22 protein-coding genes, 1 rRNA gene and 1 riboswitch are annotated in these 25,315 nt (G+C 37.7%); of the genes, 3 read left to right on the top strand and 20 right to left on the bottom strand.

Annotated elements, in window-relative coordinates; genetic code table 11:
* Nucleotides 1-183: 183 nt before the first annotated feature.
* The 7 genes from AC0NJG_RS16435 to pcrB form a co-directional block, all read right to left on the bottom strand.
* The gene (locus AC0NJG_RS16435) at nucleotides 184-318 is read right to left on the bottom strand and encodes a hypothetical protein (RefSeq protein WP_254915810.1); all 135 of its coding nucleotides are present in this window, start codon (nucleotides 316-318) and stop codon (nucleotides 184-186) included.
* 201 nt (nucleotides 319-519) lie between these two features.
* On the bottom strand, nucleotides 520-2,067 hold the full coding sequence (pruA, locus tag AC0NJG_RS16440; protein WP_000259554.1) for an L-glutamate gamma-semialdehyde dehydrogenase: 1,548 nt from the start codon (nucleotides 2,065-2,067) through the stop codon (nucleotides 520-522).
* A gap of 152 nt (nucleotides 2,068-2,219) precedes the next feature.
* The gene (locus AC0NJG_RS16445; protein WP_071726243.1) at nucleotides 2,220-2,990 is read right to left on the bottom strand and encodes a TSUP family transporter; all 771 of its coding nucleotides are present in this window, start codon (nucleotides 2,988-2,990) and stop codon (nucleotides 2,220-2,222) included.
* Between the two features lie 95 nt (nucleotides 2,991-3,085).
* Entirely contained in the window at nucleotides 3,086-4,279 is a 1,194-nt protein-coding gene (locus AC0NJG_RS16450; protein WP_087951958.1) for a CamS family sex pheromone protein, read from the bottom strand.
* A 16-nt stretch (nucleotides 4,280-4,295) separates the two neighbouring features.
* Nucleotides 4,296-6,305, bottom strand: coding sequence for an NAD-dependent DNA ligase LigA (gene ligA / locus AC0NJG_RS16455; protein WP_087951957.1), 2,010 nt, complete (start codon nucleotides 6,303-6,305; stop codon nucleotides 4,296-4,298).
* Nucleotides 6,306-6,320: 15 nt separating this feature from the next.
* Nucleotides 6,321-8,564 (bottom strand): DNA helicase PcrA, encoded by a 2,244-nt coding sequence (gene pcrA, locus AC0NJG_RS16460; protein WP_140168488.1) that lies wholly within the window; start codon nucleotides 8,562-8,564, stop codon nucleotides 6,321-6,323.
* 12 nt (nucleotides 8,565-8,576) lie between these two features.
* A complete protein-coding gene (gene pcrB / locus AC0NJG_RS16465; protein ID WP_000272093.1) occupies nucleotides 8,577-9,266 on the bottom strand; it encodes a heptaprenylglyceryl phosphate synthase in 690 nt (229 codons plus the stop codon).
* Nucleotides 9,267-9,602: 336 nt separating this feature from the next.
* Between pcrB and AC0NJG_RS16470 the strand changes: the two genes are divergently transcribed.
* From AC0NJG_RS16470 to AC0NJG_RS16480, 3 genes are all read left to right on the top strand, one after another.
* On the top strand, nucleotides 9,603-9,980 hold the full coding sequence (locus AC0NJG_RS16470) for a YgaP family membrane protein (RefSeq protein ID WP_087951955.1): 378 nt from the start codon (nucleotides 9,603-9,605) through the stop codon (nucleotides 9,978-9,980).
* A gap of 209 nt (nucleotides 9,981-10,189) precedes the next feature.
* Nucleotides 10,190-11,035: an SPFH domain-containing protein gene (locus AC0NJG_RS16475; protein ID WP_071726239.1), complete on the top strand. Its 846-nt coding sequence runs from the start codon at nucleotides 10,190-10,192 to the stop codon at nucleotides 11,033-11,035.
* Nucleotides 11,036-11,051: 16 nt separating this feature from the next.
* Nucleotides 11,052-11,216, top strand: a complete 165-nt coding sequence (locus tag AC0NJG_RS16480; RefSeq protein ID WP_001085173.1) for a type II toxin-antitoxin system antitoxin — start codon at nucleotides 11,052-11,054, stop codon at nucleotides 11,214-11,216.
* Between the two features lie 36 nt (nucleotides 11,217-11,252).
* Here the strand turns inward: AC0NJG_RS16480 and purD are convergent, their stop codons facing one another.
* The 13 genes from purD to rrf all read right to left on the bottom strand — a co-directional run bounded on the left by purD (nucleotide 11,253) and on the right by rrf (nucleotide 25,242).
* The gene (purD, locus tag AC0NJG_RS16485; RefSeq protein WP_087951954.1) at nucleotides 11,253-12,524 is read right to left on the bottom strand and encodes a phosphoribosylamine--glycine ligase; all 1,272 of its coding nucleotides are present in this window, start codon (nucleotides 12,522-12,524) and stop codon (nucleotides 11,253-11,255) included.
* A 377-nt stretch (nucleotides 12,525-12,901) separates the two neighbouring features.
* Nucleotides 12,902-14,437: a bifunctional phosphoribosylaminoimidazolecarboxamide formyltransferase/IMP cyclohydrolase gene (purH, locus tag AC0NJG_RS16490; protein ID WP_087951952.1), complete on the bottom strand. Its 1,536-nt coding sequence runs from the start codon at nucleotides 14,435-14,437 to the stop codon at nucleotides 12,902-12,904.
* Between the two features lie 24 nt (nucleotides 14,438-14,461).
* Nucleotides 14,462-15,049 (bottom strand): phosphoribosylglycinamide formyltransferase, encoded by a 588-nt coding sequence (gene purN / locus AC0NJG_RS16495; RefSeq protein WP_087951951.1) that lies wholly within the window; start codon nucleotides 15,047-15,049, stop codon nucleotides 14,462-14,464.
* Nucleotides 15,046-16,086, bottom strand: coding sequence for a phosphoribosylformylglycinamidine cyclo-ligase (gene purM / locus AC0NJG_RS16500; protein WP_087951950.1), 1,041 nt, complete (start codon nucleotides 16,084-16,086; stop codon nucleotides 15,046-15,048). Before purM ends, purN begins: the two co-directional genes overlap by 4 nt.
* A gap of 102 nt (nucleotides 16,087-16,188) precedes the next feature.
* Nucleotides 16,189-17,604, bottom strand: a complete 1,416-nt coding sequence (gene purF / locus AC0NJG_RS16505; protein WP_474063226.1) for an amidophosphoribosyltransferase — start codon at nucleotides 17,602-17,604, stop codon at nucleotides 16,189-16,191.
* Nucleotides 17,589-19,808, bottom strand: coding sequence for a phosphoribosylformylglycinamidine synthase II (purL, locus tag AC0NJG_RS16510; protein WP_048553307.1), 2,220 nt, complete (start codon nucleotides 19,806-19,808; stop codon nucleotides 17,589-17,591). The genes purF and purL overlap by 16 nt, the downstream gene beginning before the upstream one ends.
* On the bottom strand, nucleotides 19,792-20,475 hold the full coding sequence (gene purQ / locus AC0NJG_RS16515; RefSeq protein ID WP_000666779.1) for a phosphoribosylformylglycinamidine synthase subunit PurQ: 684 nt from the start codon (nucleotides 20,473-20,475) through the stop codon (nucleotides 19,792-19,794). Before purQ ends, purL begins: the two co-directional genes overlap by 17 nt.
* The gene (purS, locus tag AC0NJG_RS16520; RefSeq protein WP_001992479.1) at nucleotides 20,472-20,726 is read right to left on the bottom strand and encodes a phosphoribosylformylglycinamidine synthase subunit PurS; all 255 of its coding nucleotides are present in this window, start codon (nucleotides 20,724-20,726) and stop codon (nucleotides 20,472-20,474) included. Before purS ends, purQ begins: the two co-directional genes overlap by 4 nt.
* Complete coding sequence (gene purC / locus AC0NJG_RS16525) at nucleotides 20,719-21,438, bottom strand: phosphoribosylaminoimidazolesuccinocarboxamide synthase (RefSeq protein WP_087951949.1); 720 nt, start codon at nucleotides 21,436-21,438, stop codon at nucleotides 20,719-20,721. Before purC ends, purS begins: the two co-directional genes overlap by 8 nt.
* An 88-nt stretch (nucleotides 21,439-21,526) precedes the next feature.
* Nucleotides 21,527-22,834, bottom strand: coding sequence for an adenylosuccinate lyase (gene purB, locus AC0NJG_RS16530; RefSeq protein WP_000625682.1), 1,308 nt, complete (start codon nucleotides 22,832-22,834; stop codon nucleotides 21,527-21,529).
* Nucleotides 22,831-23,982 carry a 5-(carboxyamino)imidazole ribonucleotide synthase gene (purK, locus tag AC0NJG_RS16535; protein ID WP_087951948.1) on the bottom strand — a complete coding sequence of 384 codons (1,152 nt, stop codon included), beginning with the start codon at nucleotides 23,980-23,982 and terminating at the stop codon, nucleotides 22,831-22,833. Before purK ends, purB begins: the two co-directional genes overlap by 4 nt.
* Nucleotides 23,979-24,464 carry a 5-(carboxyamino)imidazole ribonucleotide mutase gene (gene purE, locus AC0NJG_RS16540; protein WP_000839367.1) on the bottom strand — a complete coding sequence of 162 codons (486 nt, stop codon included), beginning with the start codon at nucleotides 24,462-24,464 and terminating at the stop codon, nucleotides 23,979-23,981. The genes purK and purE overlap by 4 nt, the downstream gene beginning before the upstream one ends.
* Before the next feature lie 110 nt (nucleotides 24,465-24,574).
* Nucleotides 24,575-24,676: riboswitch (purine riboswitch) on the bottom strand.
* Between the two features lie 450 nt (nucleotides 24,677-25,126).
* Nucleotides 25,127-25,242: ribosomal RNA gene (rrf, locus tag AC0NJG_RS16545) — 5S ribosomal RNA — on the bottom strand.
* Between the last annotated feature and the right edge of the window lie 73 nt (nucleotides 25,243-25,315).

The following is a 25,315-nucleotide window of genomic DNA, read 5'->3' on the forward strand; positions in this document are numbered from 1 at the left end:
ATTGTATTATACAGGAAATCCTTAAAATGAATACAAAAAAATGTGACTAATAAGTCAACTTTTCTCGTTGTTTTATTTCTATTTACATGTTTATCCCGGTATTAATAGGGTTTAGCTAGTTCCACTTACCAAGTAGTAATATATGGTAAGTGTTTTTTAATTCAAATTAACTAGTTTCTCCTATTATTTATCTGTTTGTTTTTGTTTCTTTTTCAAATACTCCGCACGCAATTTTTCAATTTGTTGCTTTTTATCAAATTTGACAGGCGTCTGTTTTTCATGAAACTTTGCGACAGCTACCTGGCCTTTGTAATCCAATTGATATTTTCCCACTTTGTTCACCTACTTTTCTTATCTTTAAAGAGAATCTATTCAGCAAATATAAATATACCTCATTTTGCTGAAGTAAACCTTATTACTTTATTAGTTTTTCTACTGATTACTATGTTAATCCACATATAAAAATTTTTTCAAAAAAAAGAGATCTTCGCAGACTGCGAAGATCTCTTCTACTATTTCTTATAAAGTTTCAGAAGTAGTTTTTGCTTGCATGTGAAGTGCTAAGTAGTCAGGGCCACCAGCTTTAGAGTCTGTACCAGACATGTTAAAGCCACCGAATGGTTGGTATCCTACGATTGCACCAGTACATCCACGGTTGAAGTATAAGTTACCTACGTGGAAGTCTTCACGTGCTTTTTCAATATGGTCACGGTTGTTAGAGATAACTGCTCCCGTTAAACCGTATTCTGTATTGTTTGCAATTGCAAGTGCATGGTCAAAGTCTTTTGCTTTACAGAATGCTACTACTGGTCCGAAGATTTCTTCTTTCATTAAGCGAGCATCTTCTGCAACATCCGCAACGATTGTTGGTTGGATGAACCAGCCTTTAGAATCGTCTCCTTCGCCACCTGCTAAGATTCTACCTTCTTCTTTACCAATTGCAACATAGCTCATTACTTTATCGAATGCAGCTTGGTCATTAACAGGACCCATGTTTGTACCTAATACAGCTGGGTTAGCAACTGTTAATTCTTTTGTTAATTCAACAGCACGATTTAATACGTGATCGTATACGTCTTCATGGATTACTGCACGAGAACATGCAGAACATTTTTGTCCTGAGAATCCGAATGCTGATGCAACGATAGATTTAGCTGCTAATTCAAGATCTGCTTCTTTATCAACAACGATTGTATCTTTACCACCCATTTCAGCGATAACGCGTTTTAACCAAATTTGGCCTGGGTTTACTTTCGCTGCGCGCTCATAAATACGGATACCTACATCACGAGATCCAGTGAAGCTCACGAAACGTGTACGAGGGTGATCTACTAAGTAATCACCAACTTCAGAACCATTACCTGGAACGAAGTTTACTACGCCAGCTGGTAAGCCAGCCTCTTCTAATACTTCCATGAATTTCGCTGCTACTACAGGAGTTGTACTAGCTGGTTTTAGTAATACTGTGTTACCAGAAACTAAAGCAGCTGTTGTCATACCTGCCATAATTGCGAATGGGAAATTCCAAGGAGAAATGATAACACCTACTCCTAATGGAATGTAAGAGAAACGATTATATTCAATTGGACGGCTTTCTACTGGAATACCGTCTTTTAATTTTAACATTTGACGACCATAATATTCCATAAAGTCGATTGCTTCTGCTGTATCAGCATCTGCCTCATTCCATGGTTTACCTGCTTCTTTTACAAGAATAGCAGAGAATTCATGTTTTCTGCGACGAACGATTGCTGCAGCGCGGAATAAAATGTCTGCACGCATTTCTGGCTTTGATTTTCTCCAAGTTTGGAATGTTTCATCCGCTACTTGCATTGCTTTTTCAGCTAACTCACGGCTTGCTTTTGAAACACGACCAACAAGTTCCTCTTTATTTGCAGGGTTTACAGAAACAATTTTGTCTTCTGTAGTGATTTTTTCTCCCCCAATAATTAATGGATAGTCTTGTCCAAGATAAGATTCTACTTTCTTTAAACCTTCTTCAAACGCTAATTTGTTAGCCTCCACTGAAAAATCTGTAAATGGCTCATGTTTGTATGCTACTACCATCCTTTTAGCCTCCCCTTAGAAAAACGTTTACATTTTACAACATTATTCTACACGATAATTTAGATTTATTCAAATATTCCTAGACTTATATTTTAAAAATTAATTAATTTTTAAAATATAATAAAAAAACAGAGTTATACAAATGTATAACTCTACAAGATATGAGTATATTCCAAAATGTTTTTGCTAATCAATAAAATAGTTACTAACAAAAATAAAGTCCTTACATATCCAACACCTTTTTGAACTGCAAACTTCGATCCAAAATAAGCGCCCAAAATCATTGATAATCCCATAATAATACCGTATTCAAAATGAATTACGTCTAAAAATAAAAAAGTGATTAACGATACGATATTACTAACAAAGTTTAAAAGTTTTCCAGATGCAGCCGCTTGAATAAAATCCAAACCAATTAATAAAAATGCAAAAATTAAAAAGGATCCTGTCCCTGGTCCAAAAAATCCATCGTAAAAACCTATCATTAAAATAACAAAGAAAAATATTAATGTTTTTCTTTTCGTCATCTTCTTATAGGTAGACACACTTCCCCAATCTTTTTTCGCAATAATATAAATGGCAATAAATACCAACATCACAAGCACTAACGGACGTAAAATATCTGAAGGAATAAACTTTACTACTAAAGCACCTGCTACTGCCCCTATAACAGTTAACGGGATTAACTTTCCTACAATTTTAAAATCGACCTTTCCCGATCGAATAAAGTAAATCGCACTCGTAAACGTCCCCATCGTTGCAGCTAATTTATTCGTTGCAATTGCTGAAGCTGGTGGTAAACCAACAAACATAAGTGCCGGAAGCGAAATTAATCCTCCACCGCCAACAACTGAATCAATAAAAGCTGCTAAAAAACCGAATGCAATTAATAAAATAATGACTTGAAAACTTAATTCGTCCATGCGCTTTACCCCTTACCCCATTATTTATAACATTTTAAATTATAACAAAATTACCCAAGAAAAAAAGCCGTTCCATAAAGGAACGGCCCTTCTATTTAATCTAAAATTTTCACATACGGTTCATCTTGCTTCGCTTCACGTATAATAATTGCTTCTGGACGCTCTACAGATTTAATCGTTACTTGTACTTTCATATAATTCGGGAAGTATTCCATAACAAGCCCGGCTACATATTGTGTAAAGCCAATTATTTCTGCTTTTCCATTAAACTGGACAGGAATATCAAGCTTTATTTCTCTTAATTCATCGTCTCTATACATACCAGTACCGATAACAGCTGTATAGTCACCTTGGAAATAATCACTTAATTTTGCCTTGAAGTTTGATACTCTCGCCAAGTCTTCACGTTTATTATCTGTTTTCGCTTGTTCAGATGGGAACAAATAATACTTCTCATTAATTTGTTTCCAATCCTCAACTGTTTCACTGCCTTTTTCGACATTCGCATAAGAAACAAAGTTACCTGGTACGAGCGAAGACTTTGGAGCCTGACGATAAATCGCAAATGTTATCGGAAGGTTTTTTGTCTCAGGATCTTGTTGATGCATAACTTTCAAGATTTCTGGCACCATTTTTTTCCCTTCAGCTAACATCTTTTCATTCGAAATTGCAGCCTCACGCGGATAACCATGCTCTTCCTCATAATAATGAACCGAATTCATCGCTAATCCAACTACAATGCCGCTACGCTCATTTTTTTCGCCTTTGTTCACATAATAATCATGCTCTAAAATATTTGAAATATATATTGGATTTTTTTTATTTTTCACTTCTAGTGATTCGGATCCTGTACCTAATGTAGGATTTAACCCTATGTTCGGGAATTTAACCGCATCTTTTTTTAGTGTATCTTCTAGTTCCTTTTGTTCTGCATCTGTACGCTTTCTTTTAACAAGCATCTGTATATCCTGAGTTTTTAGGGATTTTCCGCCTTTTAAAACATTATCTTTCGTACTAAATGATTCTTTCGCAATACGCATTAATCCTGTTTCAAATTCATCTATATCAAGGCGATTACTTACTCCTTGCACAACTAAGCCACGTGCGTTTCCTCCCTCAAATGGAATAGTCGTCTTATAATATTCATCCGAAATAGAGTAATTCGGGACGATTGCTTGCTCTTTTGCTTTCCCCGATTTCTCAACCACTTTTTCATCTTTGTCGGCACCTGCACTACACCCACTTACAAGTAGGCCAAGGCTTAATACCGCTAATGCTATTTTTTTCATGGTAAGTTTGCACCTCTTACTTATTTAGCTCTTGTAAGAACCTCTCTTCATTCCAAACCTCGACATTATGTTTCTCCGCTTGTGCTAATTTCGAACCTGCCGCTTCACCTGCAACAACTAAATCCGTACTTTTACTAACACTTCCTGTTACTTTTCCACCTAATGCCTCAATCTTCTTCTTCGCTTCACTACGTCCCATAACTTCTAATTTCCCTGTTAAAACGACAGTTTTTCCTGCGAAGTACGACTCAACGTTTTGTAAATCAGCAATTTTCATGCCTTTATATGTCATGTTCACGCCGTATTCTTTAAATTGTTGTAATAACTCTAATACGTCTTCATTATCGAAATACGTTACTACGGATTGAGCCATTTTTTCACCAATTTCATTAATTGCTTTTAGTTCTTCTTCCGTTGCCTTCACAAGCGCATCCATCGTTTCGAAATGCTCTGCAAATGTACGTGCTGCTTTCGCTCCGACATGGCGAATACCAAGACCGAATAATAATCGCTCTAATGAGTTTTCTTTAGAATTCTCAATTGCTTGTACTAAATTCGTTGCTGATTTTTCTCCAAATCGTTCTAGCTGTAATAATTGCTCTTTCGTCAACGAATATAAATCAGCAAATGTACGAATATAATCTGCCTCAAAGAGTTGTGTAATGACACGTTCTCCAAGTCCATCAATATTCATTGCATTTCTTGAAACGAAATGGATTAACCCTTCTCGAATTTGAGCAGGACAAGTTGGATTTATACAACGAAGTGCTACCTCTTCTTCTAAACGAACTAATTCACTCTCACATGCTGGGCAATGCGTTGGCATATGATATTCTTCTTCCTCACCAGTACGCTTATCGAAAATAACATTCACAACTTCAGGAATAATATCTCCAGCCTTCTTCACAACAACGTAGTCACCAATTCGAATATCTTTTTCACGAATTAAATCTTCGTTATGTAAAGAAGCACGACGAACGATCGTACCAGCCACTCGCACTGGCTCTAGCTCTGCAGTCGGTGTTACAACCCCTGTACGACCAACACTTAATTCGATGCCTGTTAATCTTGTTACAACTTCTTCAGCTGGGAATTTATAAGCAATTGCCCATCTTGGACTCTTTGCTGTAGTGCCTAGACTTTCTTGAAGAGCAACATCATCTACTTTTATAACGATCCCATCAATCTCATAATCAAGATGCGGACGTTTTTCTTGCCATTCTTCTACATAAGCTATAACTTCTTCAATTGTTTCACATGTGCGTCGATTTGGATTTGTTTTGAATCCAAGTTCACCTAAGAAATCAAGCGATTCACTATGTGATGGGATTGTTTTTTCTTCTACATTCGCAAGACCGTATACAAACATAGATAAGTTACGCTTGGCTGCAATTTTCGGATCAAGTTGGCGGATTGAACCTGCTGCCGCATTACGCGGGTTTGCAAATACATCTTCACCATTTTGCTCTTTTTCTTCATTTAACTTAACGAATGAACGCTTCGGCATATAAGCTTCGCCTCGTGCTTCTAACGTTACTTCTTCATTTAAACGAAGCGGGATTGCTTTAATCGTTTTTAAATTTTGAGTAATATCTTCACCTGTTACACCATCACCACGTGTTGCCCCTTGAATGAAGCGTCCTTTTTCATAATGAAGTGAAACAGCAAGTCCGTCAATTTTTAATTCGCATATATATCTTACATTCGCATCATCAATTCCTTGACGTACTCGTCGGTCAAAATCACGTAAATCTCCTTCGTTAAATGCATTTCCTAAACTTAACATCGGTGACTTGTGTGTTACTTTTTCAAATATATCAAGAACCGTTCCCCCAACGCGAACGGAGGGAGAATCTTCACTCATAAACTCTGGGTTCTCTGCTTCTAATTTTATAAGCTCCTGCATATTACGGTCATACTCCGCATCAGAAACAGAAGGATTGTCTAACACGTGATATTGATAGTTAAATGTATTTAACAAATCACGTAGTTCTTCTATACGTTTTTTTGCTATCTCTTTTGACATATCCTCATTCCTTTCCTATTGTTTCGTCACAGGTGCAAATTTTGCTAACAAACGTTTAACACCAATTGGGCTTGGGAATGCAATATCTAATTCTTTTGCATCACCTTCACCTTTTACACTTACAACTGTACCGATTCCCCATTTTTGGTGGGAAGCTTTATCGCCTACTGCCCAGCCGATTTGTTCGCCGCCTGTTGTCTTAGCTGTAGGACGCGCGAAAGCTGAGCGAGAACGTGTTGTAGTTGTCGTTTTACTGCTACTTACCGTTCTTCCTTTTGCACCAAACGAAGTTTCACGCTTCGGCGCTGTTTCATTTAATGATTCCACTAGTTCTGTCGGGATTTCTGTAATGAATCGAGATGCGGCATTCATACTTGTTCTACCAAATAATGTACGCATTTGTGCATTGGATAAATACAATTCTTCTTCTGCACGAGTAATACCTACATAAGCAAGACGACGCTCTTCTTGCATTTCATCTTCTTCCATTAGAGAACGAGTATGCGGGAATATTCCTTCCTCTAAACCAACAATAAAGACAACTGGGAATTCTAATCCTTTCGCTGAGTGCATCGTCATTAAAATAACTTCCTCACCAGCAGTTGGGTCTTCATCTACACGATCAATATCTGCAACAAGTGCTAAGTCTGTTAAGAATGCAACAAGGCTCTTATCTTCGCTTTGAGATTCAAATGTTTGCGTAACAGATAAAAACTCATCTAAGTTCTCTAGACGACCTTCCGCTTCTAAAGTACGCTCGTTTTTCAACATGTCGCGATAGCCGGTTTTTTCAATAACTTCTTCTACCAATTCTGTAACAGATAAATACTCTTGCATATTTACCCAGTTGTGTAATAAACCTGCGAATTCTTTTACTGCCTTTGTAACCTTTGCACTTACTCCAACATGCTCAATCTCATCGAATACAGCTGTTAATGAAATTCCATTTTGTACACCGTAATTAATAATTTTATCGATAGAAGTCGCACCAATTCCGCGCTTTGGCACGTTAATAATACGTGCGAAACTAATCTCATCATCTGGATTCCCAATTAAGCGTAAATACGCCAAAATGTCTTTAATCTCTTTACGGTCGTAGAACTTCGTACCGCCGACAATTTTGTAAGGAATATTAGATTTCAGGAAAATCTCCTCGACCATACGAGACTGCGCATTTGTACGATATAACACCGCAAAATCAGTATATTTTCGTTTTCCCATTTGAATATCGTCGCGAATTTTTTTCGCAACAAAGTATGCTTCGTCCTTTTCCGTTGCAGCACGATAGTAAGAGATTTTGCTTCCAACTTCATTATCTGTCCATAATTTCTTCGGTTTACGATTCGTATTTCTTTCAATAACAGCATTCGCTGCATTTAAAATATTTTGTGACGAACGATAATTTTGTTCTAACAGAATGACTTGCGCATTCTCATAGTCTTTTTCGAATGACAAAATGTTAGAAATGTCCGCACCACGCCAGCGATAAATTGACTGATCTGAGTCACCTACAACACATAAATTTTTAAAACGTGCTGCCAAATGTTTAACAAGAAGGTACTGCGCTTTGTTCGTATCTTGATACTCATCCACGTGAATATACTGGAATTTACGCTGATAAAACTCTAGTACTTCTGGAACACGTTCAAATAGTTGAATCGTCGTCATAATTAAATCATCAAAGTCTAGTGAGTTATTTTTCAAAAGACGTTTTTGATATTCTGTATATACATCGCTCGTTAATTTTTCATATGGATCAGCAATTGTAATTTTCTTTGCATATTTATCCGCAGATAACAATTCATTTTTCGCATTACTAATACCAGCTAAAATAGAGCGCGGCTCAAATTTCTTCGGATCAATATTGCGCTCTTTCATAATTTTTTTGACTACAGTTAACTGATCACCTGAATCTAAAATTGTAAAGTTACGATTAATACCAATGCGATCGATATCACGTCGTAAAATACGTACACACATAGAGTGGAACGTAGAAATCCAAATATCTTCAGCTTCTGGTCCGACAAGTGTATCAATACGCTCGCGCATTTCACGAGCCGCTTTATTTGTAAAGGTAATAGCTAGTACGTTCCATGGTGCTACTCCTTTTTCACCAAGTAAATACGCAATACGATGTGTTAACACACGTGTTTTACCACTACCTGCGCCTGCCATTAATAGAAGTGGTCCGTTCGTTGCTTGTACTGCTTTTTGTTGCTGCGGATTTAAACCATTCAATAGTCTATCTGTCATACTCATATACGCCTGCACCTACTCTCCTTTTACTGCTTTAACCGTTTTTAACGCTGCTTTTATATCATCATAAATAATATTTCCAACAACTACTGTATCAGCATGCTGCGCCATTTCCTTCGCCTGTTCAGCATTAGAAATACCACCGCCATAATATAACTTAGCTTGTTTCAATTGTGCTTTTACATTTTTAACAAGTTCAACATCTCCATACGTACCGCTATATTCTAAATAAAATATCGGTAAACGTAATAGCTTGTCTGCTAAACGCGCGTATGCAATTACATCATCTTCTGTTACATCACACTTTGCATCTGTAAGCTGGGCTACCTTCGCTTCAGGATTTAAAACACAATACCCTTCCATGAAAATTTCGTCCCAATCCATAATATCCCCAAATTCTTTCAAAGCCTCATGATGAACGCCTGTTACCCATTCTACCTTTCGGCTATTTAAAACACTTGGGATATAATAAAAATCGAATCCTGGTGTAATTGCTTCTACATCAGAAACCTCTAGCACACAAGGAACTGCATATCTACGAATGCTAACTAGCATGTGTAGTACATTATCAATTGTCACTCCATCACTTCCGCCTACAATAACAGCATCTGTTCCAGACTCACAAATCATTTCTAAATGTTCGTCACTTAATTCCTTATTCGGATCAAGCTTAAATACATGTTTCCATCCGGAAATATCGTACATGAAAACACCCTTTCTTTTCTCAAGTTTTATATATTTCTGTTTAAAATAACAGTTTATTTTCATTAGGATTTTTTAAGTTCACCTTAAATATTTGTTTAAAGCGGAGAATTAAGTTTGGAATCCCCTCTTCCACATTTTTTAAACGAGAGGATTTAATTTTGAACTTCCTTTTATGCATTCTTTCATTATAACAAAAAAAGCTACTTACACACACGCACAATCCAACATCTTTTTCCACGTCAAATGTTGGATTACATATCCCCAAAATCAAACGGGATACTAATAAGAGAAATAGTATTATCTATTTCAACTTTCATAAAAAGGAGTGTTTTTCTAATGAAGCAAAATATCGGTACAATAAATGCCCTAATTCGAATTACACTCGGACTTGTCCTCTTCGGTTGTAGTGCAACGAAACTCGTGCGCAAACCTTGGTGCACTTGGTCTAACATTTTGCTATGGATTGGTGCAATGAAAGTTGCAGAGGGAATTGTTCGTTTCTGCCCTATTGTTGAAATGTGGAAATTCGGAAAATACATGAACATGGGGGCATTTAAAATGCCTAGCATGAATTTTGCTGAAAAGGGACATACTAAAGAAGAAGTGAACCAAACTTCCAATCATGACAAACCACAGTCAAATGGAAGTTATGACGCTTCTGACAAAGAGATTGAGTCAGCGATTGAAGATATAATCCTGGCAAAACCGCTTTGAATCATTTGTCACGATGCAAGATGCTCTCAAAGGGACTTAGCTGCTGCAGTGGGCGGTTAAGTCTTCTTTATTTTACCATAAAACAGAACATACATTCTCATTTCAAACATTAAAATATACATAATCAATAAAATTCAGAAAATTAGGTGTAAATCTCTTGCTTAAAATGATATAAAAGTGATATCATTTTTATATCAGGAGGCGATCATATGAAAGAAAAACAAGTATTTTATGTTAATGGTTTTCTTGGGATTATTGGAATTTTGATTTTAGCCGCTATCGGTGTATTTTTCTTCGTGCAAGAAATTTTTATAGGAGCAGCATTAACTATTGTTTTAGCCGCAGTTCTTGCTACAGGTATTGGTATTGTTCAACCAAACCAAGCAAAAGTCATTACGTTTTTCGGTAATTATTTAGGAACAATTCGTCAAAACGGTTTATTTTTAACGATTCCGTTCGCGTTCCGTCAAACTGTATCGTTACGTGTTGAAAACTTTAATAGTAAGAAATTAAAAGTAAATGATGTCGACGGAAACCCAATTGAAATTGCAGCTGTTATCGTATATAAAGTTGTTGATTCTGCAAAAGCAATGTTCGGCGTTGAACATTATGATCGATTTGTAGAAATTCAAAGTGAAACGGCAATCCGCCACGTTGCAACGAAATATCCTTATGACAATTTCCAAGATGAAACCTGCGTTACATTACGCGGAAATACTGAAGAAATCTCTGAAGAATTAAAACGTGAGTTAGAAGCACGCCTTGAAATCGCTGGTGTAGAAGTATTAGAAACTCGTTTAACACATTTAGCTTACGCAACAGAAATTGCCCATGCAATGCTACAACGTCAACAAGCAAAAGCAGTATTAGCTGCTAGAAAAGAGATTGTTGAAGGTGCTGTGAAGATGGCAAAAGATTCAATCCATATGTTAGATGAGGAAGGCGTACTAGAACTAGATGACGAGCGTAAAGCAAATATGGTGAACAACTTATTAGTTGCCATCGTTTCAGACAAAGGTGCGCAACCAGTTATTAATACAGGAAGCCTATACTAAAAGGTTGTAAATCATTATGGCTAAAAAGAAAAGCTTTCCATTACGTATTGATCCTGAATTACACGCAGTCATCGAAAAATGGGCGAATGATGAGTTTCGTAGCGTCAATGCACACATCGAGTATTTACTTCGAGAAATGGCAAAGCAAAAAGGTAAATTAAAAAAAGATAAAGATGTATAAAAAATCTCGCTGATTTCTCAGCGAGATTTTTACATATTAGCTTCTCATCATCTCATGCCCAATTGCACGATATCCTATATCACTTCGGTAAAATAGACCATCACTCTCAATTTTACCGATTTCTTTATACACCTTATCTTTCGCTTCTTGTAAACTATTCGCCTTACAAGCAACAAATAGTACACGACCACCGTTTGTTACAAAATCACCATGCTTCATCGCTGTACCTGCATGGAAAACAATTACATCTTGCAATGCATCTAACCCGTTAATACTATCACCTTTTTTATATACTTCTGGATATCCTTTCGAAGCAAGTACAACGCCAATAACTGCTTCTTCTGACCATTGTAACGTTAGTTCACTCTCATCTAATACAGCGTTACATACATCAACTAAATCATTTTCTAGGCGTGGTAATACAACTTCCGTTTCAGGATCACCAAAGCGAGCATTAAACTCAATTACCTTTGGACCATCATTTGTTAAAATAAGTCCCGCATATAAAATCCCTGTAAACGATCGATTTTCTGCAATCATCGCTTTAGCAGTTGGATGCAATACGTTTTTTATCGCCTCTTGAACTGCTGATTCCGGAATTTGTGGTACTGGAGAGTATGCACCCATTCCACCTGTATTTGGACCTTTATCTCCATCAAAAGCTCGTTTATGGTCTTGCGCGATTACCATCGGATGCACATTTGTTCCATTCACAAATGCCATTAATGAAAATTCTTGTCCATCTAAAAACTCTTCAATAACAACCTTCTTACTTGCTTCGCCGAACTTTACATCTTGTAGCATTTCTTTCGTAGCTTGTAATGCTTCTTCAAGCGTCATCGCTACTGTTACACCTTTACCAGCAGCTAGGCCATCCGCTTTAATAACGATTGGTGCACCAACTTTTTGAATGTACTGTACTGCTTCTTCATAATCTGTAAAAGTTTCATATGCCGCAGTTGGAATATTATACTTTTTCATCAATTCTTTCGTAAAAGCTTTACTACCTTCAATAACAGCAGCCGCTTTATTCGGACCAAATACGCGAAGCCCCTCTTCTTTAAAACGATCAACGATTCCATTCATAAGTGGAATTTCTGGTCCAACGAAAGTTAATTCTACATGATTCTCTTTAGCAAATAAAACTAATGCATCAAAATCATTTTCATCAATATCAACTGGCGTTGCAACATCTCGCATACCTTCATTACCTGGTGCTACATACACCTTTTTCACTTTTGTAGATTGTGCAAACTTCCAAGCTAAAGCATGCTCACGCCCACCGCGGCCAATTACTAAAACGTTCATATTTCATCCCCCAATACTTAAATAAGTACAAACTAGAAGCTATGCTCCTAGTTTGTTTTCATATCACTGTAAGTTTAAAAAGGAGGATCAAGAGAACCGAGCAGGTCGAGGCGCACTTGACAGGAGGACACGGAGTGTAGTTTTCCTACATGAGTACCGCACTGGCAATGCAACGACGACATGCGAAGGTTATCTTAACCAGACTTTTAAACATCCATATCAATCAAAGTTTAAAAAGGAGGATTAAGAGAACCGAGCAGGTCGAGGCGCATTTGCCAGGAGGACACGGAGTGTAGTTTTCCTACATGAGTACCGCACTGGCAATGCAACGACGACATGCGAAGGTTATCTTAACCGGACTTTTTAAACATCCTCTATTAGTGTTTGAAATGACGTACGCCAGTGAACACCATCGCAATCCCATACGTATCCGCCACTTTAATAGAATCTTCATCACGGATTGATCCGCCTGGTTGAATGATTGCTGTAATTCCTGCTTTTGCTGCTTCTTCTAATGTATCTGGCATTGGGAAGAAAGCATCAGATGCAAGCGCGCTACCTTGTGCTTTTTCACCAGCTTGTGTAATTGCGATTTTTGCAGAACCTACACGGTTCATCTGTCCCGCACCGACACCAATTGTCATATCATCTTTCGCTAAAACAATTGCATTTGACTTCACATGTTTTACAACTTTCCAAGCTAGTTTTAAATCTTTCCATTCTTGCTCTGAAGGTTCACGTTTTGTTGGAATTGAAATTGTACTTTCATCTAACGATAACGTATCTTCCTCTTGAACAAGAAGTCCGCCTTGTACAGAAGTTAGTTTTTTGCTCGCACTTGTCGATTTTTCAATATTTACAGTTAGTAAACGTAAGTTTTTCTTACTTTGCAACACTTCTAAAGCTTCTTTTGAGAAAGAAGGTGCAATAATAATTTCTAAGAAAATTTCATGTAACTTTTCAGCTGTAGATTTGTCGATCTCACGATTCGCTGCAATAATCCCTCCAAAGATTGATACTGGATCCGCTTCATAAGCACGTGTGTATGCTTCATGAATATCAGTTCCTACCCCAACACCACATGGATTCATATGTTTTACTGCTACTACTGCTGGTTCTGTAAATTCTTTTACGATGCTAAGTGCTGCGTCTGCATCATTAATATTGTTATATGATAATTCTTTACCGTGTAATTGTTCTGCGTATGCAACAGAAGAAGTTGCTGCGAATGGCGCTTTATAGAAAGTTGCCTTTTGATGTGGGTTCTCACCATAACGTAAGTCTTGCTTTTTCTCAAATGTCACAGTTAATGTTTCTGGGCTTTCTTCACCCATTTGCCCTGTTAAGTAGTTAGAGATTAACGCATCATATGCTGCTGTATGGCGGAATACTTTCGCTGCTAATTTACGTTTCGTTTCTTCTTTTACTTCACCGTTCTCTTTCAGTTCTGCTAATACAACATCGTAATCTACTGGATCTACAATTACCGATACAAATTTGTGATTTTTCGCTGCAGAGCGAATCATTGTTGGGCCACCAATATCAATATTTTCAATTGCATCAGCAAATGTTACATCAGGCTTAGCGATTGTTTCTTTGAATGGGTATAAGTTAACGACAACAAAATCAATCGGCTCCATACCTAACTCATTCATTTGTGCTACATGCGTTTCATTATCGCGAACTGCTAATAGACCACCATGAATATTTGGATGTAATGTTTTCACACGACCATCCATAATTTCTGGGAAACCAGTTACTTCAGAAATACCGATTACTTGTAAGCCTTTTTCTTCTAGTAATTTTTTTGTACCGCCTGTTGATATAACTTCGATCCCTTGTTCTAGTAAACCTTTAACAAATTCTACTACTCCTGTTTTATCTGAAACACTTACTAATGCACGCTTTTTCATTTACCCTTCACCCCTGGTTGTATGTTAGTTAACAGTTGGTTCTTTCGTAGATTGAACAATTTGATTCACTGTATTTACGTATAATTTATGTTCAACTTGTTGAATTTTCTTTTGTAAGCTTTTTCTCGTATCCCCTTCAGAAACAACTACTGCTTCTTGTGCAATAATTGGCCCTGTATCCATACCTGCGTCTACATAATGAATCGTTACTCCAGTTACTTTCACACCTGCTTCTAACGCTTGACCAACAGCATCTTTCCCTGGAAAACTCGGTAATAGTGATGGATGAATATTAATAATCCTTCCGCCGTAAGCTTCTAGTAAAGTTGGTCCAATTAAACGCATATATCCAGCTAAAATAACATAATCAATTTCATACTCTTCTAGCTTCTTTAATATCTCTTTTTCAAACGCTTCTTTTGACTCATATGCTTTCGCTGAAAAAGCGAAACACGGGATATGATGATAATGTGCTCGCCCAACAGCGCGTGCTTCTGGTTTATCACACACTAATAAACTAATTTCTGCATCCAATCTTTTTTCTTCTACCGCATTAACGAGAGATTGAAAGTTAGATCCGCTTCCAGAAGCAAAAACTGCTAATCTACTCATAGCGCTGTGCCTCCATTAAAAGTAACGCCAGCTCCTTGTACAGTGCGTCCAATAATACGAGCAGTTTCTCCTTGCTCTTCAAGAAGACGAACAACATCTTTTGCATCTTCTTCCTTCACCGCTACTACCATACCAATACCCATGTTAAAAATATTGAACATTTCTTTCTCTTCCAACTTGCCAACTTCTTGAAGTAAACTAAAGATCGGCTGAATTTCCCAAGATCCTAATTCAATTTCTGCACCGATTCCTTCTGGTAACATACGTGGAATATTTTCAATGAATCCGCCACCTGTAATATGTGCCATACCGTATACTTCATATTTCTTCAATAGTTCTAAAATAGGTTTGACATAAATTTTCGTTGGTTTTAATAATTCTTCACCAAGAGGTAGCTCTAAGCGTCCGTAAATGCGAGCTAAAGATAGTTCTCCATCTTCTAGTAATACTTTTCGTACTAAAGAATAACCGTTACTATGAATACCGCTAGATGCTAAGCCAATTAATACGTGACCAGCTTCAATATTTTCACCTGTTACAATTTTCTTTTTATCAACGATCCCAACTGTAAAACCAGCTAAATCGTATTCTTCTGTAGAATACATTCCTGGCATTTCAGCTGTTTCTCCACCAATTAAAGCACAACCTGCTTGGCGACAGCCCTCTGATATACCTTTGACGATGCTTTCAATTTTACTAGGTTCAGCTTTACCACAAGCAATATAATCAAGAAAGAAAAGCGGCTCTGCTCCTTGGACAACAATATCATTTACACACATTGCAACCGCATCAATACCAATTGTGTCATGTTTATCTGCCATAAAAGCGAGCATCAATTTCGTTCCCACGCCATCTGTTCCAGATACTAATACAGGTTCTTCTAATGCAAATTTTGATAGGTCAAACATACCTCCAAAACCGCCTAAACTGCCTAGTACTTCTTTTCTCATTGTTGTTTGTACGTGTTTTTTCATGCGAGATACCGCTTCATATCCAGCTTCAATATCTACTCCTGCTTGCTTATATGCATTCGCCATCGTTATCTACACCTCGTCTTTTAATTTCTCCCTATCCTGTGCGGGCCGTTTTAAGAAAGAAGCTAGCTTCTACATCAAAAAGAAGTAGAAGCTTTTTTCTTCTTATTTCATACTTTCTAAAAGCTCTTGCTCATAATCATAAAGAGCTGTTGGATAATCTCCATTGAAGTACGCCATACATAGGCCACCGTATTTCCCTTCATATGGACGTCCAATTGCATCTACTAATCCATCTTCACTTAAAAATGTTAATGAGTCTGCACCGATCATTTCACGAATTTCTTCTACCGTATGATTTGCTGCAATTAATTCTTTTCTCGTTTGAATATCAATGCCATAGAAACATGGATATTTCAAAGGTGGTGAAGCTATTCTTACGTGAACTTCTGTCGCTCCAGCCTCGCGAAGCATACGAACAATTCGTTTACTCGTCGTTCCTCTTACGATAGAATCATCAATCATAACAACTCGTTTTCCTTCAACTACACCTCTTACTGCTGAAAGCTTCATCTTAACCCCTTGCTCTCGCAGTTCCTGAGAAGGTTGAATAAACGTACGTCCAACGTAACGATTTTTAATTAATCCTAACTCATATGGAATACCTGTCGCCTCCGCATAGCCAATCGCAGCTGAAATACTAGAGTCTGGTACACCAGTAACAACATCTGCTTCAATAGGAGCTTCTGCCGCCAAACGTTTCCCCATGTTTTTACGTGCTGCATGAACGTTAACGCCTGCGATATTAGAATCTGGTCGTGCAAAGTAAATGTATTCCATACTACAAATTGCATGTTCTACATCGTTTGTGAAACAATCTACGTGAATTCCTTCATCATTAATGATAAGTAATTCACCCGGTTCTACATCGCGAATGTATGTTGCACCTACTACATCAAAAGCACATGTTTCAGATGCTACAACGTAAGCATCTCCCATCTTTCCAATTGAAAGGGGACGGAATCCATTTGGATCTAGCGCAACAATCATTTCATTTCCAGTTAGTAAAAGATATGCAAACGCACCTTTCACTTTATTTAGAGCTTCTTTTACACTTTCAATTAACGAATCTTTCGTACTACGTTTAATAAGATGTAAAAGTACTTCTGTATCTGAACTTGTTTGAAAAATACTTCCCTCTGCCTCTAATTCGCGGCGAAGCATTTTTGCATTAATTAAATTCCCGTTATGAGCTAATGCCATACTATGATCGGAAAAACGGAATAGTAATGGTTGAACGTTAGCCACTTCACTTCCACCAGCCGTCGCGTATCGTACGTGTCCGATTGCTGATTTCCCGTTCAATCCTTCTAGCTCTCCTCTTGAAAACACTTCCGATATTAAACCTAACCCCTTGTGACCGACGATTTTTTCTCCATTATTTACGACAATGCCTGCGCCTTCTTGCCCACGGTGCTGTAAACTGTGCAATCCGTAGTATGAAACTTGTGCCGCATTTTCATGCCCCCAAATTCCGAAAACGCCACATTCTTCGTTTAACCCCTTTATTTCAGCAAGCATGGGATTGCCCCTTTCCAAGCCTTTCTCATTTCATCTACATTTGCTGTAAGTAATACTTCATTTTCTTCATTATGAATTGTCACTTCATTTGTATTTGTTACTTCTCCAACTTGAATTGCTTCTACCGCTTTCTCGAACGCTTCTTTATTTTCACGTTTTACAGTTATCACGAAGCGAGATTGTGATTCCGCAAATAATGCCGCTGTTGCTTCCCCGTCTAATTTCACAGTAGCACCTAAGCCGTTAGCACCAATTGCACTTTCTGAAATCGCAACTGCTAAACCACCTTCAGCAACGTCATGTGCAGATTGAACAAGGCCAGCTTGAATTGCTGCTAATACTTGTTTTTGACGTTTTAATTCTACGTCTAGATCGATACTTGGTGATTGGCCGAAAATTTTGCCGTGAAGCATTTTCTGTAATTCACTTCCACCAAACTCAGCTTTCGTCTCTCCGATAACATAAACTAAATCGCCAGCTTGCTTAAACTCTTGTGTTGTTACATGCTTTAAGTCATGTACTAGTCCGACCATCCCAACTGTCGGTGTTGGATATACCGCTTCACCACTACGTTCGTTATACATTGATACGTTTCCGCCAATAACTGGTGTTTGTAATGTGCGACAAGCTTCACTCATACCATCTACTGATTTCTCAATTTGCCAGAAGATTTCTGGTTTCTCTGGATTACCGAAGTTTAAGCAATCTGTAATTGCAAGTGGCTCTCCTCCAGAACATACGATATTACGTGCTGCCTCTGCTACTGCAATTTTACCGCCCACTTCTGGATCTAAATAAATGTAGCGAGAGTTACAATCTGTCGTCATTGCTAATCCTTTTTCTGTACCGCGTACACGTACAACTGCTGCATCTGAACCCGGTGTAACAACTGTGCTTGTGCGAACTTGATAATCATATTGATCATAAACCCACTCTTTACTTGCAATCGTCGGTTGTTGTAATAGAGCGAATAACGTTTCTTTATAATTTTCTACTTTTGGTGTTTCCATTTTCATCTGCTGGAATTCAGCAAAGTATGCTGCTTCTTGTGATGGTTTATGATAAATTGGCGCTTCTTCTGCAAGAGCATCCGCTGGTACTTCAGCTACCATTTCACCTTTATGGAATAAACGAAGCATTTTGTCTTCCGTTACTTTCCCCATCGTAACGGCTGCAAGACCATACTTCTCAAATAAGTCTACTATTTCTTGCTCTCTACCTTTTTTCACAACAATTAACATACGCTCTTGTGATTCAGAGAGCATCATTTCATATGGTGTCATTCCTGTTTCTCGTTGCGGTACATCATCTAAGTACATTTCAATACCCATTCCTGCTTTACTTGCCATTTCTGCAGAAGATGATGTTAAACCAGCTGCACCCATATCTTGAATTCCAACAAGTGCATCTGATTGAATAAGTTCTAAACAAGCTTCAATAAGAAGTTTCTCCATAAATGGATCTCCTACTTGAACTGCTGGACGCTTCGCTTCTGAGCTTTCAGATAACTCTTCAGATGCAAATGTAGCACCGTGGATACCATCACGACCAGTTGATGCTCCTACGTACATTACTGTATTTCCAGCACCGTGCGCTTGCCCTTTTTTAATGTCTTCGTGGTTAATTAAGCCTACGCACATTGCATTTACAAGTGGATTTCCTTCATAACATGGATCAAACTGTACTTCGCCGCCAACAGTCGGAATACCGATACAGTTACCGTATCCTGCAATTCCTGCTACTACTTCTTCGAATAAGTATTTCACACGTGGTGATTGTAATTCTCCAAATCGAAGTGAGTTTAATAGAGCTACTGGACGTGCTCCCATAGAGAATACGTCGCGAATAATACCACCAACACCTGTTGCTGCTCCTTGATATGGTTCAATAGCAGAAGGGTGGTTATGACTTTCCATTTTAAATACAACCGCTTGATTATCACCGATGTCTACAATTCCAGCACCTTCCCCAGGCCCTTGCAAGACGCGCTCACCTGTTGTTGGGAATTTTCGAAGTACTGGTTTTGAATTTTTATAACTACAATGTTCAGACCACATAACAGAGAATAATCCTGTTTCTGTATAATTTGGCAGACGTCCTAAAATCTTTTCAACCATGGCAAACTCTTCGTCTGTTAGCCCCATTTCCGCATATATGCGCTCTTCTTTAATTTGTGTTGGATTTGGTTCAAGCATTAACGACATATGTTTCCCTCCACTGTTTTAAGATAGATTGAAAGACTTTTAACCCTTCAGCACCGCCAAGTAATTCATCTACAGCACGCTCTGGGTGTGGCATCATACCAAGTACATTTCCTTTTTCGTTCACAATACCTGCAATATCTGAAACGCTACCATTCGGGTTTTCCACGTAACGGAATGCGATTTGATTATTCTCTTCTAATTGCTTAAGAGTCTCTTCATCACAATAGTAATTCCCCTCACCATGTGCAATTGGAATATTAATTACTTCATCTTTTTCATATTGTGATGTAAACATCGTTTCATTATTTTCAACACGCAACTGAACTGTTCGACACATAAATTTTAAGTTTTCGTTTCTCATTAATGCTCCTGGTAGTAATCCTGATTCAACAAGAATCTGGAATCCATTACATACACCTAAAATTGGCTTTCCTTGCTCAGCAGCTTTTTGCACTGCTTTCATTGCATTCGCAAAGCGAGAAATAGCACCGCAGCGTAAGTAGTCACCGTAAGAGAATCCACCTGGTAGTAGAATTGCATCATACTCATCTAAATTCTCTGTATCGTGCCAAACGTAATCTACTTCTTCGCCAAGCTCATCTTTAATTGCATGGAACATATCAACATCACAGTTCGAACCTGGAAATACTATTACGGCAAATTTCACTGTGCGACAACCTCCTCAACTTCATAACGGAAGTCTTCCATTACAACGTTTGCTAATAGTTTTTCACACATTTCCTTTACCTTTGCGTCAAGGTCAGTTACCGATTTATCAATTGTTAGTTCCATGTACTTTCCGATTCGAACATCTTGTACTTCTGTGAATGAAAGACTATGAAGTGCTCCTTTCACTGCTGTTCCTTGTGGATCTAATACGCTTTCTCTTAATGTTACATATACCTTAACTTTATACATGTGAAATTCCCCCTAAACGTTTTAAAATCTCTTCATAAGCATCTGTTAAATTTCCAAGATCACGACGGAATACGTCTTTATCAAACTTCTCATTGCTCGTTTCATCCCATAAACGGCAAGTATCTGGTGAAATTTCATCTGCTAAAATGATTTCTCCTTCATCCGTTACACCAAACTCTAATTTAAAATCTACTAATCTTACACGACAGCTTGCGAAATGATCAATCAACACTTGATTGATTTGTAGAGCCATCTCTCGTAATACGCTTACTTGCTCTGGCGATGCAACGTTTAATACACGAATATGATCTTCCGTTACAAGCGGATCTCCTAAATCATCATCTTTGAAGTAAAATTCTACGATTGGTTCTGCAAGTACAGTTCCCTCTTCCATTCCTAATCGTTTTGAAAGACTTCCTGCAATTACATTTCTTGTGACAACTTCTAAAGGAATAATACTCACTTTTTTAACAAGTTGTTCTGTTTCAGATAGCTTCTCAACAAAGTGTGTTTCAATTCCTACTTCTTGTAACTTTCTGAACAATAAAGTTGTAATCTCATTGTTCAAACGACCTTTTCCTGTAATCGTCTCTTTTTTCTCCCCATTGAAAGCAGTCGCACTATCTTTGTACTCTACCCAAACCATATCTGCTGATTCTGTACGATAAATTCTTTTTGCCTTACCTTCATACAGCAATTCTAGCTTTTGCATTTCGCAAGCCCCCTGTAGTTTGAAAAATGTGAATAATGTTTTTATAAAGAATGGCACAGAATGACTCTATTCTGTGCCATATGAAATTTTACGCTTCGTTTAATCCAAGGCGTTCAAAGATTGTATCAACGTGTTGCATATGATGCTCATAGTTGAAGCATTCATTAATTTCTTCTTGTGTTAACTTGCTCGTAATACGCTCATCAGCTTCTACAAGCTCTTTAAATTGTACTTGTGTTTCCCAAGCTTCCATCGCTTTAGGCTGTACGATATCGTAAGCTTCTTCACGTACCATACCTTTATCGATTAATGTAAGCATTACGCGCTGAGAATAAATTAAGCCGTATGTTCTTGTCATATTGCGTTTCATATTCTCTGGATATACAGTTAAGTTTTTAACGATATTACCAAAGCGATTTAGCATGTAATTTAACGCGATTGTAGCATCTGGTAAAATTACGCGTTCTGCTGAAGAGTGAGAAATATCACGCTCGTGCCATAATGGAACATTCTCATAAGCTGTCATCATATAACCGCGGATAACACGAGCTAAACCAGTCATATTTTCAGATCCAATTGGATTACGCTTATGCGGCATTGCAGAAGAACCTTTTTGACCTTTTGCGAAAGCTTCTTCAACTTCACGTGTTTCACTCTTTTGTAAACCACGAATCTCAACTGCCATCTTTTCGATAGATGTTGCGATTAATGCAAGTGTTGACATGTAATGAGCATGACGATCACGTTGCAATGTTTGTGTTGAAATTGGTGCTGCTTCTAATCCTAAGTTTTCACAAACATACTTTTCTACGAATGGATCAATATTTGCGTATGTACCAACCGCACCAGATAATTTACCAACGCGAACTGTATCAGCAGCTTGCTTGAAACGCTCTACGTTACGTTTCATTTCTTCATACCAAAGACCAAGTTTTAAACCAAATGTTGTTGGTTCTGCATGAACACCGTGTGTTCTTCCCATCATGATCGTGTACTTATGCTCTTTCGCTTTGTTAGCTAAAATGCTTACGAAGTTTTCTAAGTCTTTTAATATGATTTCATTCGCTTGTTTTAAGATGTAAGATAACGCTGTATCTACTACGTCTGTAGATGTTAAACCATAATGAACCCATTTACGTTCCTCGCCTAATGCTGGTGTTTCTGATACAGCACGAGTGAATGCAACTACATCATGACGTGTCTCTTTTTCAATTTCATAAATACGATCAATATCAAATGATGCATGCTCGCGAATTTTCTTAACATCTTCTTTTGGAATATCGCCAAGCTCAGCCCATGCTTCACAAGCTAAAATCTCAACTTCTAACCACGCTTTAAATTTGTTCTCTTCCGTCCAAATTGCACCCATTTCTGGGCGTGTATAACGACTAATCATCTTTTTCCCTCCAACAGTTGTTCTTGATGGTCCCAAATATGCAAACTCTTTGCTTTTTCTAGAGCGACTTCAATATTATCATTTAAAATATTAACATGCCCCATTTTTCGCTGCGCTTTTGCTTCTTCTTTTCCATACAAGTGTAAATAGCACCCGGTTAATCTATTCACTTGTCTTAGGACCCCTTCTATATGTTCACCTAAAATGTTTACCATGACAACTGGTTTTAACAAATTTGTTTCTCCAAGAGGTAAATTACAGATTGCTCGAATATGTTGACCGAATTGACTCGTTTCGCATGCATCTTGTGTATAGTGGCCTGAATTGTGAGGTCTTGGCGCTAATTCATTAATGTAAATCTCACCATCAGCTGTAGCAAACATCTCTACCGCTAGTGTTCCCACAAGTTCTAGTTCATCCGCCAGCACTTTTGCATAAGCAATTGCTTTTTGAGAAAGTTCTTCTGTAATGCGAGCTGGAACGATAGATTCATGCAAAATGTTATTTACATGAATATTTTCCGCTACCGGAAATACTTTCGTTTCACCACTTACGCTACGAATGACAATAACTGATACTTCTTTTTCAAAAGGTACCCATTTCTCTAAAATACATTCTGCTGCATTTGCAAGCTCTTTCGCTTTATCAATGTCAGCTTCACTTCTTAAAACAACTTGCCCTTTCCCATCATATCCACCTGTCGTTGTTTTTAAGACGGAAGGATATGATAACTCGGCGATTGCTTCAGTAAGCTGCTCTTGATTTTGAACCAATCTATACGTTGCTACTGGTAATCCCGCTTTTTCTATTGCATTCTTTTCTGTAAAACGATTTTGTGTTTTACTTAACAACTGACTGCCTTGCGGTAAGTAAGCATGTTTTTCAAGCCATTGCAAACATCTATAATCAATATTCTCAAATTCATATGTGACAACATCACTGATCTCCGCTAAATGCTGAATTGCTTTTAAATCGTCATATGATGCAACAATTTCAATATCAGCAACTTGTGCACATGGTGAATTTTTTGTAGGATCTAAAACAGCAATTTTATATCCCATCTCCTTAGCTGCCAATGCCATCATTCTTCCTAGCTGGCCGCCTCCAATAATGCCGATTGTTTTTCCAGGTAAAATGATTCTCGTCATACTAGCTCACTACCTTCGCGCACATCTTTTTCAATTGCTTCTCTTCTCAATTCTAATGCATCATGTATATCATCATGGAATGATCCAAGTATTTGTGCAGCAAGTAAACCAGCATTTGTTGAACCAGCCTTACCAATTGCAACAGTTGCAACTGGAACCCCTCCTGGCATTTGGACGATGGATAATAATGAATCTAAGCCGTTTAACGCTTTTGATTGAACTGGAACTCCGATTACAGGAAGATTCGTCTTCGCCGCAACCATTCCTGGTAAATGCGCTGCTCCACCAGCTCCAGCAATAATAACTTTCAATCCACGTTCACGAGCCGTCTCTGCATATTCAAACATATAATCCGGAGTCCGATGAGCGGATACAACTTTTTTCTCATACGGTATATTTAATTCATCTAAAATGTCACAAGCATATTTCATTGTTTCCCAGTCTGACGTGCTTCCCATTATGACTCCAACTAGTGATTTCATATTAGAATCCCCCCGATTCAAATAAAAAAAGCCTGAAATAGAACAGTTTCTCTTTTACTATGAGAGAAAGCGCTCTACTCAGGCATACGTATCCCTTGTGAATAGAAAAATACCGAGTGACTTTCCCCCATAGTCTAACGAATAACGGTCGTTAGGTAGAGACTTGCAGGCCATATCCCCGCGATTATATGAGGTCTTATATATTATTCTTTCTATGGCTATATTAACAATATTTCATAAACAATGTCAACAAATAATCGAATGTTTTTTTATTACTCATCAATAACGTTCGTGTTTTAGTTATATTCAAAAGAATAATTGTAACTATATGCAAGAAGGATAAGCAATTAGAATATATATTTCTAGAGATCTACCATACACAAAACGGTTTGTATATTAATTCCGTATGCTTTTGTATAAAGTTAAACTTTAATCAGCCCTCACCAATCGGGCTTTTCTTACTCTCATTATGTAAAATGTATACTTGTAATAGAAATAACAGTTCCTATCATAAGGATTGTTTGGGGGCACTTAGAAAGCCTGAAAAGCAAAAAAATCATTACTATTACCCTCAATAGCCTCATTTTCATTCTTTTCTCTCATTAAGATTACTAAATAAAAATAAACACAAAAAAACCTAAGTCGAAACGACTTAGGTTTTTGCTTGGCGACGTCCTACTCTCACAGGGACAAGGTCCCAACTACCATCGGCGCTAGAGAGCTTAACTTCCGTGTTCGGTATGGGAACGGGTGTGACCTCTCTGCCATCATCACCAAACTATGAAGGCATATTCCTTCAAAACTAGATAACATTTGCTACATATTATATGGTTAAGTCCTCGATCTATTAG

Source organism: Bacillus sp. SSR7, assembly GCF_055902415.1.